Origin of the sequence: Limnohabitans sp. (assembly GCF_031539105.1) — a bacterium.
GTDB lineage: Bacteria > Pseudomonadota > Gammaproteobacteria > Burkholderiales > Burkholderiaceae_C > Limnohabitans.
In genome coordinates, this window is the sequence record NZ_JAVKLM010000042.1 from 93,812 (window position 1) to 115,757 (window position 21,946).

Here is a 21,946-nt window from a genome sequence, read left to right on the forward strand (position 1 = left end):
ACATGACGCCCAACAAGGGCATCACCATCTTCTCGGATGACCAAAACCCGACCAACATTGGTGCTTCTATTGCCGCTTTGGGTGACGTCAACTCTGATGGTTTCTCAGACTTCGCCATTGGCGGCCCTAGCTTTTCAGGTGTGACAGGCGATTACACCGACACCAGCGGTGCCGCATTTGTCGTGTTCGGCAAAGACGAAGGATGGGCCAACACCAAGGTGGTCTATCACGACAACGATGTAACCGCGCCTACTGTCACAACCGCTGCCAGCACTGGCTTTGCGGTGAGCGGCAACCTCAGCCTGAGCTTTTCTGAGCCTGTGACATCCTTGGTCACAGCGCCCGGCAAGTTTGTGAAGCTGTTAAACAAAGACACAGGTGCTTTGATCGAGAAGTTCGATCTCTTTACTGGCTTTGGTGATTCTGGTGGCTTGATGCAAGTCACCAGCAACGGCATCACACTCAACCCCTACCGTAGTCTTTCGAACAGCACGAACTACTACCTCACGGTTGACGGCAACACCTTCAAAGATGGTGCTGGCAATGTGTTCGCAGGAATGTCCAGCAACAGCACCGTGACGTTTGCCACAGCGGCAAGCTCGGGCAATGCTGACGGCACGGCACCTACGATCACCACGACGTCAACAGGAAATGTCACCTTCACAGTGACTCCTTATGACAACACTTATAACTGGTACAGCGGTTCTACAGGTACTTGGTTAAATTCGCTCTATCCAACGCTTGCAGCGCTCCCCAATAACCCCGTGGACTATTGGGGCAGGGCCATCCCACAGTTGACAGAGTATTTGTCCACAGGCGCTGTTGGCGAAGTGCCAAATGCCCCAGTGGGTAATGTCTATTCAAGTGTTCTACCCGGTCGTACTTTTGCTCTGAATCTGAACTTGAGTGAAGCGGTCAAATCATATGGCCACATCCTGATTGAGAAAATCAGCTACACGGGCACCGGTAATAGCCGCACCATTTCTGGTTACACCACGACTGAGAATTTTGATTTGCAAACCGGTGTGAGTGACATGGGTGGAACGATTACCTATAGTTCAGGTGGTCGGATGGTTGACAGCCAAAACTTCGTTTTGAATTTAGGTGCAACATTTAAGGGCGGTTCTGACTATCGCATCACGCTTGACTCGTTGCAGGATGCCTTTGGCAACATCAGTGCGGGCTATGACACCATCACCACGACCGACGATATCTACCGTCCTGACCTGTACACCTGGAACTACAACAACTCAGGTTTAAACGCTTCGGTTGGCAACATTTCCGCAGGCATGGGTGGTTTCCAAGTGGAGACCAGCATTCGCTTCACATCACCTGAAACTTTGGTGATGACGCGCAATGGCACCATCAATCTGGTGAAGGTTGTTGCAGGTGTGGAGACCGTGGTTGAAAGTTTCAATGCGGCTAACTACACCCTCAATAACGGTGTGTACACCGTCAACAGTGCCGATGGCAGTGTGTTCACGTTGAACAACCGCACGCTGACGATTGACCCGCGTTTCGCGCTGGAATACGGCACGACGTATCGCATCGTCACCTCGACAGGGACAAACAATTACGCCCTCACAGACCAAGATGGCAATCAAATTCTTGGTTTAACCACGGGCAATCAGTTGAACTTTACGACTGCCTCTGGGTTGAGCTTGGCAGCGACGACCAATTTGTCATCCAACTCAATCAAGGTTGGGTTGAACGAAAACTTGCTCTTGCAGTTCTCGCAAGACGTTGCTGCAGGCAATGTGGGCAGCAAGATTAAGCTTTACAACGCCTCTGGCACCTTGATTGAGACCTTCACGGCATCAGGCGCAGACAACTTGCACACTCAATTCACGGGTGACCATGGTGGCGGAGTGAACTTTACGGGTGGCGTGGTCAGTGTCGACCCAGGCCTGTCGCTGGTGCGAGCCACAGGCTACAACCTGACGTTTGACAGCACTGCCATTCGAACCTCATTAGGCCGCGACTCCGCTTCGAGCAATGGCGCTTACACCTTCGCCCCAGCAGCGAGCTATGCGTTCAGCAGCGAAGCCGCCGCGCAAGTCGATCCTGGTTTGCAACAGGGCAATACCTTGCAGACGGCCGACTACTCTGTCAGCGCGACAAACCCAAACCTCGGTTCGCGCAGTGCTTCTGCCGCCGGCGGTGCAGCTGGTTTGGTGGTGGAGTCGGTTGGCGACATTGACGGTGACGGCATTCAAGACTTCATTTTTGGTTCACCCAACGCAGTCCCACTTGCCGGGGCTCCCAACGGCGTGGCCATGGGTGCGTACAACCTCGTGTTTGGCAAGTCGGGCGAATGGCCTGATCTGTTGTCCTTGGCGACCTTGCAGGCCGAACATCGTGTGGTGACCTTCTATGGCACGACCAACAACCAACTCACCGGCATTGCCAAGTACGGCGATGTCAACGGTGACGGCTACGATGACTTCTTGTTGCTCGCCGGTGGTCAAAACCCTGTGGTGACCGACAACACCGCCAGCGACTTTGCCGACACCGACAGCGGTGCCGTGTTTGTGGTCTATGGCAAAGCACGCGAGGATTGGAGCGTCAAGCTCAGCTCCGACAACTTAGGCGGCGATGGCTTGGCCATCACCGGCGGTTTGCCGCAAGACCAGTTTGGCTTCTCTGCTGCAACGGGTGACTTCAACAACGACGGCACCCTCGACATGATCGTGGGCATGCCCACCAACCAAAAGGATGGCTACAACTCAGGTGAGGCCTTCGTCATCAATGGTGGCGATTACTCTGACTCTTTGATTCAGACAGGCACCACGGGTAACGACATGATGATGGGTGACTTCGGCGCCAACCGCCTGGCGGGCGGCGACGGCAACGACACCATTTACAGCATGGGTGGTGCTGACATCATCCGTGGCGGTGGCGGCAACGATGTGTTGTCCATCACCGATTTGAACTTTGTCTTGATCGACGGCGGAACAGGCAACGACACCTTGCAGTTCGTGGGCCATGGCATTGACCTCGACATGACCGCTTATGCAGGCCAAAGCCTGCGTAGCTTGGAAACCATTGACCTCAAGGGCGATGGCGTCAACCACTTGACGTTCAACTACCGTGAAGCACTGGCTTTGCTGGAGCGCAAAAACTTTGTGGCTTACGGCACCAACGTGATGCTGACCGTCAACGGTGGTAAGTGGGATGCTGGCACGAGCACCTACACCTACCACAGTGAAATGACTTTGGAAGGCCCATGGGCTCTGATGGCACAAAGTGGTGGTTACTCCACGTATGCGTTGGAAGGTATTTACGTCAAAGTTGCTGACGGCGTGACCGTTGAGTTGATTGACTGGATGATTCCTTACCAAGGCGCCACCATCGATTTGTTGGCGCCTCAAACTGGCGTCGCGGTCAACCTGACCACCGGTTTAGCCACCATATCTGCGACAGAGACAGATAGCCTTATCTCGGTTGAGAAGATCGTGGGCACCCGTGGCACAGACTCGCTCATGGGTAGCAGCGGTAGTGACACCCTGATGGGTGACGACGGCAACGACACGATTTCTGGTGGCGCAGCGCAAGACAGCTTGGTTGGCGGCGCAGGCAATGACAGTTTGATTGGCGGCGACGGCGCTGACGTCTTGGCCGGCGATGCCGGTGACGACTCGCTCTGGGGCGGAGACGGCAACGACTCCATTTCCGGCGGTGTGGGCGCAGACATGCTCTATGGCGGCTCCACCACCCTAGGTGCATCGAGTGGTAACGACTGGCTGTCAGGCGGCACGGGCAACGACACCTTGGATGGTGGCGATGGCGATGACATGCTGCTGGGTGGCGATGAGTCCGACCTCTTGTTGGGTGGTGCAGGACGTGACACCCTCGATGGCGGTAACGACAGTGACGTGTTGCAAGCCGGAGCCGGTGATGACTTGGTCATCTTTGACAACGCAGACAGCTCGATTGATGGTGGCTCAGGCTATGACACTTTGGTCATCCGTGACGGGGTGCGCAACCTGAGCAACTTCACAGGTAGCTTAGGCAACTTTGAGGCTGTGGACCTTCGTGGCAATGGTGACAACTGGTTGAAGGTTGGCACCGCCAAGCTGGGTGCGATGGTCACGAGCAACATCACACCTTTGACGGTGCACGCTGATGTGGGCGACAGCCTGATCTTGGGCGGTACGCTGGTTTGGCTTGCCAATGCCAATATCGTGGTCAATGGCACACGCTATTTGGGCGCCGAAGTCTACGACGGCGCGACGCTTGTTGCGACGCTCAAGCTGAGTGAAAACCTCCGTGTGCTCACCGACTCGACAACACCTACCTCTGCTGACCAGTGGGTCACAGGTAATGCTGGTTCAGAAACTTCGATGGGTTCAGGTGGTGATGACTACATGAGCCATTCACGCGCAGCCGATACGATTGACGGCGGCGACGGCATCGATACCTTGGACTTCTCAGATCAACCGGCCAACGTGCTGGTGAACATGAGCACCAGCAGCACATTCACTGCCGGTGGTTTCACCGTTGCAGCGGGTACCGTGGTTGATGGTTATGGCACCGTCGATACCTTGCGTTCGATTGAACACGTGCGCACCGGCAACGGCAACGATGTGGTGCTGGGCAGCGACAACGCCGAGCGCATTGCGACGCAAGGCGGCAAAGACAGTGTCAACGCTGGCGCGGGCAACGACACCGTGCTCACTGGCGATGGCGTGGACTTCGTCTACGGCGGCACGGGTGACGATTGGATAGACGCAGGCACTGGCAACGACGCCGCCTGGGGCGATGCAGGCAACGACACCCTTCGCGGTGGCGCGGGCGACGACACCCTGATGGGTGGCGACGGACTTGACGTGCTTGATTACAGCGACCAAACCAACTCGGTGGTCGTGAACATGGGCGCTTCGCTCTATCGTGGCGTGGCTGCAGGTCAAGCCACCGATGGACAAGGCGGCGTAGACATCGTGGGCGGGTTCGAGCTGCTACAAGGCGGCGCTGGCAACGACTATCTGGTCGGCAACTCCAAGGCTTACGCCTACATTGGTGGTGTTCGCTTCACCGCCAATGATGAAGCGCTCAGCTCGCTTACTTCGGCAGACACCATCAGCAATGTGGTGAACGGCACCAGCAGCACCAGCGCCACTTTGTCGATCGGTTCTGTCGCTTTCACAGCCGACAAGCTGGGGGCTACTAGCCTGACCACCAGTTCTGCGATCACCTTGTTGACCAATGCGTCACACATGACCTTGGACGGCAGTGCCGGCTCAGACGTGTTAATCGCAGGCAACGTGGGCCAAGCCTTTGTGTTTGACGCAGCGGACGTGTCCATCGTCGGTGGTACAGGCAGCGACACCTTGCTGATCAACGATGCCAATGTGGACTTCAGCCCGACGTGGTCTATGCCCGCGGTTCAAAGCATTGAGGCTTTGAAGCTCAATGCCGAGTCTCCACAGAGCATCACCCTCAGCCAAGACTTTGTGAAACGCGCCACGGGCGGCACGGGTGTCTTGACCATTTTGGGCGGTGTCGAAGATACCGTGACCTTTGGCGATGGCACTTGGACCACCATCTCAGGTGCCGCAGGGTTTGATACCTGGCAAAGCGTGATGGGCTCGACCACGTTGACGGCTGCAATTTCGACAGATATTCATACCGTTTACAACACGACCAATGGCAACGGCGCTGACTCGTTGTTAGGTACGGCACAAGCCGACGTGATGACCGTGGCCGGTGCGGGCAACGACACCGTGATGGGTTTTGCTGGCAACGACAGCATCGATGGCGGCGACGGCAACGATGACTTGCGTGGCGGTACAGGCAATGACAGCTTGAACGGCGGCGCTGGCAACGATTTGTTGCAAGGCGGCGAAGGCAACGATTGGCTCAGTGGTGGTCCAGATGGCGATGCAGACACCTTGCTTGGCGGCGATGGCAACGACATCTTGGTTTGGAATCAAGACTACGTCTCGTCTCCAACCACGGACAGGGTACACATCAGCAACATCAGCGCTGACTCGCGTCAATCTGTCATATCGATTGATGGTGGGGCAGGCTACGACACCTTGTTGATGGGCGGCAATAGCCGTGACTTCACAGTGGCCAATGCCACCAATGGCATCACCAACATTGAGCTCATTGATCTGCGTGGCCGCAACGCGACCAGCGTGGTGTTGGACCGTGCGTCTGTTTACGCCATGGCCGACAGCAACCACGTCTTGCGCGTGGATGGTGATGCAGGCGATATGTTTGTGCTCAACGACTGGGGCAACTGGACCTACCAAGCAGAGGCACAACTCAACGGCGGCAGTGCGCGTATTTATACAAGCCAGTACACACCCGTGGTGGGCGGCAGTGCCGTCACACTGACTGTGCAAATTGACGGTCAGTACTTAGGCACACGTTTCAATGTGGGTGGCAATACGGATGGCACGGGTAGCGTTGATACCAACTACACCGCTCAATCGGCGGCACTGGTGAGTTACACCGACACCATGACCAACGCAGGTCAGAGCAATCTGAAGTTGGGCACTTTGTCGACATCACTGTTGAACAACGCCACGAGCGCTCCGAGTTGGAGTACCAGCTCAACCGCTTCGACAGCTACGGCTTACGTCAGTAGTGGTACGAGCTTGTTAGACACCTCGGGTGCTGCAGGCAACGGCAATGGCACGTTAACGCTCGATTATTCCAAAGGCACCATCGACGGTGTCTCAGGCACGGACACCTTGTTGGTCACGCAACGCATAGCGGACCTCACGGTCGCCAGCATGCCTGCGCTGCGTAACTTTGACGTGATTGACCTTGGTGCCAACACCTCAGGTGTGGGCAATGCCGTGGTGCTGAGCGCCACACAGGTCAGCAGCATGCTGACGGGTGGAACTGGTTCGTTACGGATTGAGGGCGATGTGGGTGACACGGTGTCTCTCACCAATTCGTGGTCTCACAGCACGCAGACATTGGGTACGGTGGTTTACAACAAGTACACCTCAGGTAGCGTGTCAGTGGTGATCCATCCGAGCGTCACTGTCTCTGTATCTCCAAGTTATTACTCTGGCACGGACAGTGCACAATCATTGACGGGTTCTAGCACCGACGATTGGTTATACGGTTATGGCGGTAATGACGCTCTTGATGGCGGCACAGGTAGTGACACTGCTAGCTACTCTTATCTCTACGCATCAGCTGGCTACACCTCAACAGCGCGCATCGTTGCGGACCTCGCGACGGGCAAAGTGTCGGTGGGTAGCGGCAGTGAGCTAGATACCTTGACCTCGATCGAAAACATCATGGGCTCAGCCTTTGATGACACCATCGATGGCAGCTCGGGCGACAACTGGTTGAGTGGCAATGATGGGGCTGACAGCATCTCTGGTGCTGCTGGTAACGACACACTCATCGGTGGATTAGGTGCCGATACCCTCAGTGGTGGGGCAGGCAATGATGTGCTATGGCTCGATGTTGCTGACACCAAAATTGATGGTGGTAGCGATAGCACTGTGTCTACCTCGCTCGCGAGCATCACAGGCACATCAAGTGCTGAAACTCTACATGGTGTTTCAAACGCTTCCATCGTATTGGGGGGACGAGAGTTCGTGGAGAACACGGGTGTCGTCACCAGTCTCACCGCCCGTTCAGCGCCGGCCAATATTGTTCAGGGCCATGATGCTAGCAAGGCCACCGTGACGCTTGGCACGGTCAATTACGAAGCTGTTTCGACGGGCAGCACAAGCCTCACCAGCGGCTCAGCGATCACATTTGTAGATGCCACTCACATTGATCTAGGTACGACACACTTTGTGGCTGTTTCCGGCGTCACGCCACCTGCAATTAGCTTCGTGAACGCAAGCTATGCGCACATCACGATTGGTACGACTCAATTCACTGCGACGCAAGTGGGGCCATTGCTGGCTGGTGCCGGCTATGTTGTGGATTCGTTTAGCAATGGCGCAGCGTTAATTTCTGGTACGACAGATACTCCTGCCACATCAGCTCAGTTGGTGCTCAAAAATGGTGCCAGTACGTTGACCTTTGTGGCAGATGTTCCAGGTGCAACCACACTCACTACACAGGTGGGTGACTACTGGTTAAGCCAATCAGACGCAGGTCATTTTGTGCCAAGCAGCTATGTCGCAGGCACTGGCACCGTCGGTTCCGGAACCAAGGCTCAGATCACAGTGGGCGGTGTCTTGTTTGAGGCTGCCCAAGAGGGTGCTTTATCAATTGGCATTGGCACCCATGTCAGCACTTTCACACAAGGTACCAGCGGCACGAGTGCGCAGCTGGTTCTCTCGACTAGCGGTTCATCCGTGAGCTTTGCTGCTGTTAACCCAGGAGTGACACCTTTAAGTTTAATTCCAGGTGAGGTTTGGGGCAATCCATTTGATTATTCAACCTACGCGAACGGCACTAAAGCAACGTTCAGCATCTCTGGTATCGATTTCACCGCTAGTACGTCTAGTTTGGTGACTTATGCTAGCGTTGCAGATGTTCAAAACTTCTCGATCGGTGGCGCAGGAAGTGCTGCTAGTCTGACGATCAATGGCGTCACATTCAACGCCAACAGCACGGGCTTGCAAGAAACCAATTTGGTGAACGGCCTCAACATCAGTTCAGGTACGTTTGACTACGATGGTCTGCACTTCACCGCTTCAGTTGCGGGTGCAACAACTATTGGTAATGCCACGGTCGGCAGCTCAAGCATCACGGATGCCGAACCATCAAAGATTGATGGTGGCAGTGGCGCGGATATCTTGTATGCAGGTACGCACGGAGACACCTTGGTGTTTGATGCGGCTGATCACTCGGTTGTTGGCGGAATCGGAACAGACACGTTGCTCGTCAATACCAGCTCGGTGGACTTCACAACTGGCACATTGCCCACCATCACGAACATCGAAGTTCTCAAACTGGGTGCAGCAAGCGCGCAGCTTGTCAAACTGAACGAAGCCAATGTGTACAACATGAGTACCGCTGGAACGCTGAGCGTATTGATGGGCAATGAAGACACCTTGAACATGAGTGGCGCATGGACCTACGCCAATGGCGCCTATACGGGCACCTACATAGATACCAACCTTGTCTCGCATGCCGTCACCGTGAATGTGACGCTCACCAATGACCGCGATACCTTGGTGGTGTCTGATGCCAATGTGAGCGCGGCCAATCTCGCCAACGTGAGGAGTATTGAAGTCATTGACTTGGGTTATGCAGGTGCCGGCGCAGGCGTTGGCAATAGCATCTCTCTGAGTAAAGCTGTGGTGGCAAGTATGAGTGACACCAATACGCTTCGTATCCATGGTGATCTGGGTGACAGTGTGATCCTCTCTTCCACAGATAGCTGGAGCAAAGGCACCAGCTTTGCTGGCGCAACGTCATACACCTCCGGTTCTGGTTCGAGCGCTGTCACTGTTTGGGTTGACGATGTCATTCAAATGGGCGGCGACAGCGGCTCGTTGAAAGGTGCACTGCGTCCTAGCAACTACACAGCCGCTGCAACCCTGAGTGGGTCCACAGTGGTGGGTGCGTTGTCGATGCTTGACTATGCCGATATGTCGTTCAATGCGACGATCAACTTAGGCACTGGCAAAGCCACGGTGTCAGCCGGTATTGAAGACACCGTTAGCAATATCGATTGGGTGCATGCAGGCTCAGGCAATGACAGCATCACAGGCTCCTCAGCTGCCGACCGCATTGAAGGCGGTGCAGGCGATGACCGACTGACAGGCGGCGCAGGCCTTGACACCCTCATCGGTGGCGCAGGCTCCGACACGGTGGACTACAGCGACTACAGCGCCATCACCGACCATTTGAGTGTCAACTTGCGTGACGGCTTAGGCCAAGACTCTGCAGGCGGAACCTTAGATGTGTTGTTTGGCATTGAAAACGTCACCACCTATGCAGGTAATGACACCGTGGTGGGTGACAGCTATAGCAACACGATTTACACCGGCAGCGGCAACGACTCCGTGCAAGGCTTGGAAGGTAACGACCTATTGGACGGCGGCGCTGGCAGCGACACCTTAGACGGCGGATACGGAGATGACCAAATTTATGGTCAAGCCGATAACGACTCCTTGCAAGCTTGGGCAGGCAACGACACGGTTGTGGGTGGCTCAGGTGCAGACAAGATTTGGGGTGGCGATGGTCGTGACTACTTGGTGGGTAGCGACCTTTCAGGAAACACTTCGACGAGTACCTACATCACCGATATCGGTGACACCATTGATGGCGGTACAGGCAACGACACGATTTTTGGCGGAGACGGCAACGACAGCTTGATCGGTGGCGATGGTGATGACTGGTTAGGACAAATTTCTGGTTGGCTGCTGAACCTCAGCGACTATTACTCCACGTCATTCAGTAACGCTGAAAATGGTGATGACACCATGGACGGCGGTCTAGGTAACGACAACATCCAAGGCGGTTCAGGTGCCGATAGTTTGCGCGGTGGCGATGGCACCGACTGGATCCGCGGTCATGGCGATTTCTACAACTCAGCTGACGGTAACGACACGCTGGATGGTGGCTCGGGTGACGACTACTTGTATGGTGACTACGGCAACGACTCGCTCTTAGGCGGTGACGGCAACGACTACCTAGAAGGTGGTTGGGGCAACGACACCTTGGTGGGTGGCCCAGGCAACGACACCATTTATGGCTTCACCAACATGGCGATGTCTGCCGCGGACTTTGCTTATGAACTGGCAAACAACGTGGACGCCGTGGACTACAGCGGTTCCACTTACTCGGTCCGCGCCAACATTGGCGATGTTGACGTGATCGTGGGTGCTACCACCTTGGTGGCTCACACGGCCGTTGATGGTTTGTACTCGACGGATGCCATTTACCAGATCGAAAACGTCATTGGCGGTTCTTCCAACGACATCTTGATCGGTTCGTCCTATGCCAACACCTTGGTGGGTAGCGCCGGTGATGACACCATTTATGGTGGCGAAGGCATTGACGCCTTGTACGGCGATGGTCCCGTCAGCACCAGTGGCGGAACTGATAACGACGTGTTCTTCCTGGATCTGAACGACTCCTTGGTTGACGGCGGCCGTGGGTACGACACCTTGTACACACGCTATGTCAACACCGACTTGACGGCTAGCAACCGCGTGGTGCTTTCGAACATCGAAGCGGTAGACCTGAGTGCCAACGCCAGTGGTGTGGGAAACACCTTGGTGTTGAATGCCACCAAAGTTTTGGCCATGACCGATAGCAACCATAAGTTGCATATCGAAGGCGAACAAGGCGACAGCGTGTTGTTCAAAACAGAAGCGGGTGTAACTTGGGCCGAGGCCGTGACGGACGAAGCCAGTTACAAGAAGTACGTCAGCACTGGTGCAGCCAGTACGGCCTACGTCTACGTGCACGAGAACGTCAGTACCGACGTGTTACGTGGCAGCGCGACGGTGGCTGAAACCATCTCTGCCGACAACGACTTGGTCTACGGCGTCACTCTTACTAACGGCATCAGCAGCATGTTGGACTACGCTGACCAACTCGGTGCTGTGCGTGTGAACCTCTCTGCCACTCGCTACAACGGTGTGGCCTCGCACACGGCAGTCTTGACTGCCAACAACACCTCTGTGGTTGATACGCTGGCGGAAGCCGGCGGTGGCCTGAGCACGATTGAGTGGGTCAAAACCGGCGCCGGCGATGACTGGTTGATCGGCTCTAGCTTGGCCAACCGCATTGAAGGTGGCTTGGGCAACGATTGGCTGCAAGGCGGTTTGGGCGATGACACCCTGGTGGGTGGCTTTGGCAATGACTTGGCCGACTTCTCGGATGCCACCTCGGGCGTGACTGTGGTGCTCAATGGCGATGCCTTGGGGACTGCGAGCTCTGCCAATACTGGCGACGACAAGCTCTACAGCATTGAGAGCGTGTTGGGCAGTAGCTCAGCTGACAACATCAGCGTTGGCGTTGGTGATACCAATGCCAACTGGTTTGACGGTGGCGCAGGTGCTGACACCATCTTGGCTGGAGCTGGCAATGATGTCGTCGTCTACGACGCTATTGATACCAGCGTAGCGGGTGGCACAGGCACCGACACCTTGTGGATTCGCGATGAGACAGTCAACATGGTCACGGCTACCGCCACCAACTGGACCGGCTTTGAGGTGTTGGACATGCGTGGTGGCAGCGGCACCGCACTTACCCTCGATTTGGCAGCTACCGTGCACCACATGGCCGCAAGCGGCAGTACCGTGACCGTATTGGCAGACGCGCAAGACGTGATTGACTTAGCCGTAATGAGCGGCAGCAGTGCCGGTTGGACTGTGGCAAGTGATGTTGCAAGCGGTGGAAACATCTATCACACCTGGACATCGACAGGCACGGTTGACGCAACAGCTGGCACCAGCATGACCGTTCGTGTGTCTGCCGAGGCTAAAGTGCGTTTGGTAGGCACGTCTTCGGGTGACACCATCACTGGCACAGCCGGTGCTGACCTTATCACCGGCTTGGGCGGGCACGACAGCCTTGTGGGTGGCTTGGGCAACGACACTTTGCTGAGCGATGCCGGCGACGACACCCTGGTGGGTGGCGGTGGTGACGACTTGGTGGACTACAGCGCTTTGACGAGTGCGGTGTCCGTTAACTTGGCCACCGGTGTAGCGGTGGCTGATGGCACCGACAGTTTGTCAAGCATTGAGCAAGTTTTGGCTACATCGCTGGCCGATACCTTGGTGGGCTCATCGGGAGACGATGTGTTCTTTGCAGGGGCTGGTAACGACAGCATCGATGCGGGTGCGGGCGACGACAAGCTCTACGGAGGTGACGGCAATGACATCGTCTTGGGCGGGTCAGGCAGCGACTGGTTAGACGCAGGCGCTGGCAATGACACCTTAGATGGTGGCGCCGACGTCGATGCCCTGTACGCAGGTGCAGGCGATGACCGCATCGTGCTGGACAAAGCAGATAGCTTTGTGGACGGCGGAACTGGTGTGGACACCTTGGTGGCGAGCAGCAGCACTGACTTTGTTCACGACAGCCTGCCCAAGTTTGATGGCATCGAAGTGATTGATGCCAGTGGCAACAGCACGGCTGACACACTGACGTTTGACCTCAACAGCGTGCGCAATATGTCGAGCAGCTCAGAGCAGTTGTGGTTGAAGTTGAACAGCTCTGATGAAGTGAAGTTGGAAGACTTCACCAAGTGGACAGCCGAAGTTCTGAACAGCACCGATCGGATTTACAGCCAAGATGGCGTGCGCTTGCGTGTCAGCGGTGTCGCTCTTGATCATGTGATTAACGCAACAGCGACTGGCTCGGGTACCACCTACAACGGTGGCACGGGCAATGACACGTTGACAGGTGCGGGCAACAACGACAGCTTTGTGCCGGGTACAGGTGCAGACACGATCAATGGTGGCGCTGGCAACGACCAAGTTATTTATTCACCATCCATCCGCGTGGACACCATCACCTTCTCCAACTCGCGTAATTTTGATTTGGCCAACAACAGCTATTTGGTGGCTGTGGGTGACGTGAACCACGACGGGTTCATGGACTTCGCGATGTCTGATGCGGGTACCACCACGACCACGACCTATCGTTGGGACCGAGGCTATTACGATTACACACCCACGGGCGGATCCAGGACATATTATTCCTACACCAGTTTGGGCAGCGACACATACAGCACGGGTGATGTTTACATCGTTTACGGTCAAGCCGGTGGCTTAGGTAGCTTACAGATTGACAGCACGCAAGACCCATCGTCTGCCAACGCCGCCTACGTTCGCCTGACAAGTAATGCCTCTGCCGGGGAAGGCTTTGGTAGCTCTTTGGGGGCATTGGGCGACTACAACGGCGACGGCAAGTCAGATCTTATGGTGGGTGCTAGTTCGGCAAGCAACACCATGACGTTTACCCAGGGTGACGATTCGTCAACCAATTACAACTCGACACGCAGTATTTCAACAAATGGGTCGACTTATTACGTAAATTCATACGATGGTGGTTCTTTGAGTTCAGATCGTTGGAGCACGTCATCTGAAGGCCGTCAGTACTTGTTCTTGGGCGGTAATCAAACTTTGGTCGACCGCGTGTCGGGTGGCGTGACAACGACAACGTTGTCTAGCAATGCCACAGATGCATCTGGCCAGGCCAATGCATTGCCAACTACATACGGCTACGACAATTTGCCGTATCCATATTCATACTCAGCCCTGGAAGGTATCAGTGCTCATGGTGCGTACACACCACCAACGGCCACTGACATTCCAGGCATGAATGCGACATACACCTACAACACCAGTTCCACAACCGCTGATGCTGTGTACGTAGGCACCTCTGGTAGCAACTTGAGTTCGGGCTGGCGTCCTGCGGGCATGGGCGACGTGAACGGTGACGGCTACGACGACTTCATGAATGGCGGCACAGGCCAGCTGTACTTTGGTCAAGCCAATGTGGGTGCGGGCTTTAACAATGCCAGCAGCAGTTTGGGTATTTCGGTGGCACTTGGCACCGCAATTACCACGGTGTCTGGCAACGAAGCCTTTGACCGCATCACCTCGGTGGGTGACGTCAACGGTGACGGATTCCAAGACATGATGCTCTCGGTCCGAAATCAAGCCGGCTATTACACGGATCCTCTGGGCGGTGGTTACAAATACGATTCTGCGTATGACAGCAACTTCTTGGTGTTTGGCCAAAACGGTAGCTGGTCGGCTCCAACCAGCTGGACGAGCAGCACAGCGGCTAGCAACAAACCTGCTGTAACTCAGATCACGCCTGAGACGAACTATTTGATCAACGGCGAGTTCAATAAGCTGGGCGACATCAACGGTGACGGCTTTGACGACTTGCTGATCTCTGGCTACGGCAGTTCGCGTGATCCATCGGACTACAACTACAAAGACAACGGCGGCGCCTATGTGGTGTTCGGTGGTAACAGCTTGGCCAACGGCCAAGACTTGAGCTTGGCGAACTTGGCTGCGAGCGGCAAGGGCTTCCGCATCACGGGTGGTGTGGACTTGGAGCATGCAGGTGCAGGCAGTGTGGTCGGCGTGGGTGACATGAACGGTGACGGTCTGAACGACTTCATCATTCAAGCACCTGCCGACAACGAAGCCAGCAACGCGGCACCCAACGCACAAGGTTCGTCTTACTTGATCTTTGGTCGTACCGGCGGTTGGGCTGATTTCAACTTGCTCGAGATGCAAGACTACGGCATCCAACTGCTCCGCACCGGCTCGGGTGACGATGGTTACACCTCGAACTCGAACGTCAACTGGTCGTCAACGCCAGGCAACTTTGGTTCTGGCTTCTGGTCATCTGTGGGCGACTTGAACGGTGACGGCTTGTCCGATGCCGTGCTGACCAACAGCACCAACATGCAAATCTTCTACGGCAATGTGGCGCTCACAGGCGACAGCAACATTGCGGTGAAGACCATTGCAGGCACAGGCGGCGAGTTGCTCACAGCCAATGCCACGTCCACGCCCGACAACATCCATGCGGCAGACCGTCTGATTGGTAACGCCGGCAACGACACCTTGGTCGGCAACGGCGGCTGGGATGTCTTGATGGGCGGTGCTGGTAACGACTTGATGACAGTGGCTGACAGCACCTTCTTCAAGATCGACGGCGGCACCGGTGTGGATACTTTGGAATTCACTTCTGGCGTTGCCATGGACTTCACCAACATCCGCAACGATTTGGTTGAAAACGTCGAGATTTTCAAACTCGGCGCAGGAAATCAGACCTTGACGCTAAACCATATCGATGTGCTGTCGATTACAGGGGAGACCAATACGGCAATTCAAAACACAAACTATCAGAAAGGACATGTCCTGGTCGTCGAAGGTTCGGGAACGAACAACGCAGGCGATGTGGTCAACCTCACCGGTGGCGGATGGACTGCGACTGGAGACTCAGTGAATGTCACGGGTTACAGCGGCCACAGTTTCTCTGTCTATCAACACGGTGGTGACAACTTGTACGTTGCCATCTCTGATGGCATCGATGCGGCTTCCAGACATCTCAGCTAATTATGAAAAAGGAATTCTTTGGAAGCTCCGACGAGAAGGGCAGTGCACGCTCATGGCTTGGCCTTGAGTGGCTGCGCCAACTCACGGGCACAGGTGCGACGCGCGCATGGGCGCACCTAGACAAGGAATCCCTTCAGTCTAAAAAACAAGCGGTGGGCGAAGCCATCGGCGTGATCAGTGATGAGGCTCGCAAGGGGGCGAAATGGGGCTGGCATTTCATTGCCGATCCAGACCCCAAGTCAGACCAAAAATTGCAAACACTGCCCGATGCCCAAGCCCAGCAAGACTGGTTGCGTGAGCTGTTGTGGCCGTACCGATCGGCCTATCGCCAGGCATTGGCGTTGTCGCTGGCCATCAACATCTTGGGCTTGTGTGCTGCGGTCTTTTCGATGCAAGTGTACGACCATGTGGTGGGCCATGCGGGCTATTCCACCTTGGCTGCGTTGGTCATTGGCATGGCCATTGCCATCGTGATGGACCATTTCTTTCGTGCAGGCCGTTCGATGTTGCTGCAACGCATTGGTGCGCGTGTTGAGGTGCAAATCGCGCGCGAAACCTTGCACCGCATGTTGAACATGCCCACCTTGGCCCTGGAAGGGCGTTCGGCCGGGTTTTGGCAAGCGGTTTACCGTGACATCGAGATTGTCCGAGCCACCTGCTCTGGTGCTACCGCGATGTTGCTGATTGACTTGCCATTCATGGTGCTGTCGCTGGTGGTGTTGGCTATTTTGGCGTTGCCTTTGCTGCCCGTGGCCCTGGTGACGATTGCCGCATTCATTGCCTTGGCTTGGCGATCAGGCCAGGCCACACGTGGCGCGACAGAAACCGAACGCGAACAGCTGGTGAGCCGCGACATGGTGCTGAATGAGTTGGCATCTGTGCGATTGAGCTTGAAGTCGCTGGGGGCCAACGAGTCGGTCCGTCGCCGTTGGGAAGACTATTACGCCCGCTGGATGAACGAGTCCTTGGCACGCAGCCGCGAGGCCGACCATTACCGTGAACTCGCTCACGCCATGACAACGGCCAACTCTGTGCTGACCACAAGCATCGGCGCGCTGGCGATTTTGAACCAGCTCATCAGCATGGGCGCATTGATCGCGACCAATATGTTGGCCGGTCGCATGGTGTCTCCTTTGGTTCAGTTGGTGGGTCAATGGCGCACGTTTGGCCAGTTCCGTGCGGCCAAGAAGCGTTTGGACACGCTGTTCTCTATTCAAGAAGACCGCACTGAAAGCGTCATCTCTTTGCCGCGTCCGAAGGGCGTGATGCGCCTTGAAGAGGTGACATTCAAGTACCCACAAGCTGAGAACCTGTTGCTGCAACCCATCTCTGGCGAGATTGGCCCTTTTGGCCTACACGCCATCGTGGGTGCAAACGGCAGTGGCAAAACCACGTTGCTGAAAATCCTGCGTGGCCTGTATCCGCCCACCGAAGGCCGTGTGCTGATCGATGGCGCCGACCTGCATCAGTTCTCACAAAGCGAATTGGCGAAACGCATTGGCTACCTGTCACAAACCAACCAACTGTTGTCGACCTCGATTCGCGACAACATTGCGCTGGCGAACCCCGATGCAACCGATGAGCAAATCATCCACGCTGCCGAGCGTTCGTGTGCGCACGCCTTCATCATCGACTTGCCCGATGGCTATGCCACGCAGGTGGGTGAGGGGGCTCAACGTTTCTCCGCCGGTCAGACCAAGCGCATCGCGATTGCTCAGGCCTTGCTGAATGATCCACCCGTGTTGTTGCTCGACGAGCCCACCGCTGAGTTAGACCGTGACTCTGAGCAGCGTTTTGTCCAAACTCTGAAAGAGTTGGCCAAGGATCACACGGTGATCGTGGTCACGCACAGCCCGTTCTTGTTGACCCAATGCAATGGCATCTTGGTTATGAACAAAGGCAAGTTGGTGGCCGCTGGGCCAGCGGCTGAGATGCTCCCCAAACTCGGTATGAATGTTGCTAAGTGATGTAGGACATGTCAAAAAACGCACAACATATCTCGTTAGATCGGGTCCTTGAGGACCTGGGGGAGCCTCGATGGCGGGTGACGCAACGTCGCCTGCTTGTACTCTTTTTGGTTATATTTTTATGGACCTTGATTGGCCGAGTTGACCGTGTGGTCACGGCGCCAGGCAAGGTCATTCCTTATGACAAGGTCAAAGTGATCCAGCATTTAGAGGGCGGGATTATCAAAGACATCGTGGTTCGCGAGAACCAAGAGGTGAAGGCTGGGGACGCGTTGGTGTACCTAGACCTTGCCACCAGCGGCATCAACAGTGGCGAGATGAATGCGCGTATGGCGTCTCTCAAGCTGGCCAAGATCCGTTTGGAAGCAGATTCTTTAGGGGCTGAGCCGGTGTGGCCGGAAGAGCTGGCGGCTAAGTTTCCGAACCTGATTGAAGTAGAAAAAAATAGCTTTCAAAGCAAACGAGATGAGCGTCGTAACTCGTTGCAGGCGTTTGACAACGTGGTGACGCAGAACCGTCAGAAGCTGGCTGAGTCGCGTGAGCGCTTGGTGGCGCTTGAAGCGAGTTTCAAAATTTCTAAGCAAGAGGTGGCGATTTCAGCCGATCTGGTGAAGGACAAACTGACCTCGCAACTGGAGCACTTCCAGCGTCAGTCCAATTACGAAAGGCTGAGTGGCGAGATCCTTTCTTTGCGACAGTCGATGACAGGACTTCAGGCCGGTATCAATGAGTCCATGGCCCGACGCCAACAAGAAGAGGCCCGCTTCAACCGAGAAGCGGCCAATGAAGCCGGCGATATGGAACGAAAAATGGCCAGCTTGTCAGAAGAGCTGAGCCGCGCCAATGACCAAGAGGATCGCTCTGTGATTCGCGCGCCGATTGATGGTGTGGTGAAGAACGTCAGGTTTCAAACCGCGGGTAACGTGGTGAAGCCCGGTGAGCCGATCATGGAAGTGGTGCCGCTCAAAGACCAGCTGGTGATTGAAGTCAAGCTCAGCCCAGCGGACCGTGGGTACATCAACATGATGCAAAACGCGCTGGTCAAGATCTCGACCTATGACTACCTGCGCTACGGCGGACTTGAGGGCACGGTCACAGGGATTGCCGCCGACACCGATTTGGGCCGCAACGATGAACAGTTTTACCGCGTGATTGTCAGCACGGATAAGTCATGGCTTGGCGACAAGCAGGGACAGTTTCCGATCACCCCAGGCATGGTGGGTGAGGTTGATATCAAGGTGGACACGCAGTCCATCATGTGGGCACTTTTGAAACCGGTATTGAAATTAAAAGCGGATGCTTTTAAAGAAATTTAAGGCACTGATGATGAAAAAAAATGTTATTTGCATAGCTATCGCCACACTGAGTGCCTCGCCGTTATTTGCGGCAGATTTGCAGTCTGAGTTGATCTTCTTGCGAGACACCCACCCGATGTTGCGGGCCACCTCATTTGCGGTAACAGCCGCTGAAAAGCGTGAAATAGCAGCCAAAGCTGGCTGGTATCCGAAGGTTGATGTGGCAGCCGAAGGGGGTCCAGAAAAGATCACAACCACCCCTTACGCCAGTGGTGCGCCAAGTCCGACGCCACAAGCAACTGACTTGAACCGCAAAAAGAAAAGCGTCACCGTGACGCAAAACCTCTTCAACGGCGGGCGTACCTTGGCCACGACTTCAGTGGCCAAGATTGAGCGCGAGATGAAGGACTCAGACCGTAGCGCCACCTCGCAAGAGGTGTTGTTAGAGGCTGTCACGGCTTACTTGAACGTCTTAAAGAATCAGATGCTCATCAGCTTGAGCGAGATCAACGAAGAGACGACCAAGCGCCAACTCGACATGGAAAAAATGCGTGTGGAGCGGGGCGGTGGTTTGATTGTTGATGAGCTTCAAGCTGCCACGCGCCTTCAAATCGTGCGCGAGCGCCGCGTTCTTTACGAGCAGGGCATGCGTGATGCCATTTCTTCGTACGAGCAAGTGTTTGGCAAGACGCCAGACATGAAGCTGTTCCAAGATGTCGACATCATCAAAACCAGGATGCCTGCCACGATCGATTCAGCCATCGAAGACGCTGAGGAAAACAACCCAAGGTTATTGGCTGCGCGACTCGCCACAGAGCGCTCTTACCGCTTGATCCGTATGGAAAGCGCTGGCTTCATGCCCAACATCGACTTGGTCGGAACCCGTAACCGTGAATCCGATGCAGGCCAGCTCTATCGCAAGGACGAGGACTCGGTGTTGGTCAAGATGAGCTGGAACTTGTTCTCAGGACGCGAGACCGTGAGCCGTGCCCAAGCCGCTGCCTACGACTACCGCGAGAGCGCTGAGAAAGAAAAGAACGTCAACAACAAGACCAAAGAGTCTGTGCGTGTGGCGTGGAACCAATACAAGAAGGGCATGGAGCGTCTTGAATTGTTGGAGACAGCAGTCAAGAGCTCTCAAGGTGTGATGCGCGGACGTAAAAAGCTGCGAGACGCTGGCAAAGAAACCGCTTTGGCGGTTCTGGACTCTGAGGTCGAGCACTTTGGCTTGTTGGCCAACAAGGTCAACGCGATCATTGACGCCAGGATGGGCAGCTACCGATTGCTCAGTGCTTTGGGCAAGTTGGACATCAACACCATCAACTTGGATGAAGGCAAGTTCGAGTTGCCTGTCCAGTCCATCAACAAAGCAATCAAAGAACTTGTCGGTGATGAGTTGTTAGTCCGATGAAAATTCTATTTCTTCACCAAAATTTCCCAGGGCAATTTGTTCACCTCGCACCTGCGTTGGTGAAGGAAGGGCACGATGTCCATGCCTTGGTTCTCAAAAAAGAGGCGCCAGCTGAATGGTTCGGTGTGCATATTCACACGTACCAGCCTGCAAAGGGCACAGCCCAAGGCGTTCATCCATGGGCGCTGGACTTAGAAACCAAGATCATCCGAGCTGAATCTGTTTTCAGAAAGTGTTTGGAGTTGAAGGCACAAGGCTTTGTGCCCGATGTTGTGGTGGCACACCCGGGTTGGGGGGAGAGCCTGTTTATCAAGGACGTTTGGCCGACCACCAAGTTGGGGCTTTACTGCGAACTGAACTACACAGAAAAGGGCAACGATGTGGGGTTTGACCCCGAGTTTGCAAACAGTGATCCAGGCGATTCATGCCGACTTCGCCTGAAAAATGTGAACAACGTCATGCACTTTGACGTTGCTGATTCAGCGATTTCTCCCACCAACTTTCAGGCAGATACCTACCCATGGCCTTTCAGGGGCAAGATCAAGGTGATGCATGACGGGATTGACACCAAAGTCATCGCGCCTAATGAGTTGGCTACTTACCAACTTCCTTCAGGCCAAATACTGAGTCGTTCCGACGAAGTCATTACCTTTGCGAACCGTAACCTTGAGCCCTACCGCGGCTATCACGTGTTCATGCGAACGCTGCCTAAGCTGCTGCAAGATCGCCCCAACGCCCAAGTGATCATCGTGGGTGGCGACAGCGTGAGCTATGGCAAGCCTCCCGCTGGTAAAACAACTTGGAAACAGGTGTTCATTGATGAGGTTCGGTCTCAGATCGACGACAAAGATTGGGCGCGTGTTCATTTCGTCGGGCATCTGGCGCACAGCCATTTTGTGAGCCTGCTGCAGGTCAGCAGAGTGCACGTTTACCTGACCTACCCATTTGTTGCCAGCTGGAGTTTGCTGGAGGCGATGAGCGTTGGGTGTGCGATTGTGGGCAGTGACACAGACCCCGTCAAAGAGTTCATCGAACACGACAAGCACGGTTTGATCACGCCATTTTTTGACCAAGAACAACTTCACAACAGCATCGTCAAGCTGCTAGACGATCCCGATTTGCGCAAGCGGCTGGGTCGCGAAGCAAGGCAAAAGATCCAGTTCTATTACGACCTGCACTCAATTTGCTTGCCTAAGCTGGTGAGATGGGTTGAATTCTTATCTCATGTTCGGAGCTAATTTATGAAACTTTCTAATTCGTTGGTTTTTCTATCATTAGCCGCCGCTCACATGGCTT

5 protein-coding genes (1 of these 5 only partly in view) are annotated in these 21,946 nt (G+C 55.1%); all 5 read left to right on the plus strand.

What is annotated here, in order from left to right; translation table 11 throughout:
- Tightly spaced (at most 10 nt apart), the 5 genes in view from RMR24_RS11775 to RMR24_RS11795 form a layout consistent with a single transcriptional unit that may run on beyond the window.
- Positions 1–15,977, plus strand: partial view of a M10 family metallopeptidase C-terminal domain-containing protein gene (locus tag RMR24_RS11775; RefSeq protein ID WP_310615267.1) — the final stretch only. It extends 16,177 nt beyond the left edge of the window; the window shows 15,977 of its 32,154 coding nt (coding positions 16,178–32,154); its start codon lies beyond the left edge, outside the window; its stop codon occupies positions 15,975–15,977.
- 2 nt (positions 15,978–15,979) lie between these two features.
- On the plus strand, positions 15,980–17,944 hold the full coding sequence (locus RMR24_RS11780; protein ID WP_310615268.1) for an ATP-binding cassette domain-containing protein: 1,965 nt from the start codon (positions 15,980–15,982) through the stop codon (positions 17,942–17,944).
- A gap of 8 nt (positions 17,945–17,952) precedes the next feature.
- Positions 17,953–19,260 (plus strand): HlyD family type I secretion periplasmic adaptor subunit, encoded by a 1,308-nt coding sequence (locus tag RMR24_RS11785; protein WP_310615269.1) that lies wholly within the window; start codon positions 17,953–17,955, stop codon positions 19,258–19,260.
- A gap of 10 nt (positions 19,261–19,270) precedes the next feature.
- Positions 19,271–20,650 (plus strand): TolC family outer membrane protein, encoded by a 1,380-nt coding sequence (locus RMR24_RS11790; protein WP_310615270.1) that lies wholly within the window; start codon positions 19,271–19,273, stop codon positions 20,648–20,650.
- Positions 20,647–21,888: a glycosyltransferase gene (locus tag RMR24_RS11795; protein ID WP_310615271.1), complete on the plus strand. Its 1,242-nt coding sequence runs from the start codon at positions 20,647–20,649 to the stop codon at positions 21,886–21,888. The genes RMR24_RS11790 and RMR24_RS11795 overlap by 4 nt, the downstream gene beginning before the upstream one ends.
- Positions 21,889–21,946: the final 58 nt, after the last annotated feature.

Coding starts and splice junctions, on each gene's coding strand:
- RMR24_RS11785 (WP_310615269.1), top strand. CDS start 17,953: ATGTCAAAAAACGCACAACATATCTCGTTAGATCGGGTCCTTGAGGAC.
- RMR24_RS11795 (WP_310615271.1), top strand. CDS start 20,647: ATGAAAATTCTATTTCTTCACCAAAATTTCCCAGGGCAATTTGTTCAC.
- RMR24_RS11790 (WP_310615270.1), top strand. CDS start 19,271: ATGAAAAAAAATGTTATTTGCATAGCTATCGCCACACTGAGTGCCTCG.
- RMR24_RS11780 (WP_310615268.1), top strand. CDS start 15,980: ATGAAAAAGGAATTCTTTGGAAGCTCCGACGAGAAGGGCAGTGCACGC.